Here is a 245-nt window from a genome sequence, read left to right as displayed (position 1 = left end):
TTGAAGGGTTTCCTGCTGACGTTGTTCTCGCAAAAGTTGCTCTTTTTGAAAGTTGTTGTAGTCTGACTGAGCTTCTTTCAGCTGACTTCTAAGCGTTTTTAGTTTTGAATCTTCCGTCTTGCGAGTATCCGCATTGGTTTTAGCAGTATCTTTCTCTAAAAGAGAAATTCTTTGCTTAATTGAAATGTTTGTGTTTTCAATTTCAGATTTAAGTGATTTTTCCTTTTTAATCGCAGAATCATAAG

1 protein-coding gene is annotated in these 245 nt (G+C 35.1%); it reads right to left on the bottom strand.

The window, feature by feature from the left end:
• Positions 1-245 (bottom strand): hypothetical protein (locus tag CBI42_RS12950; RefSeq protein ID WP_179211446.1); only part of this gene is annotated, 245 nt, incomplete at both ends.

The sequence above is a fragment of the Streptococcus sp. KR genome (genome assembly GCF_002238115.1).
GTDB lineage: Bacteria > Bacillota > Bacilli > Lactobacillales > Streptococcaceae > Streptococcus.
This window is presented reverse-complemented; position numbering and strand designations above follow the sequence as displayed.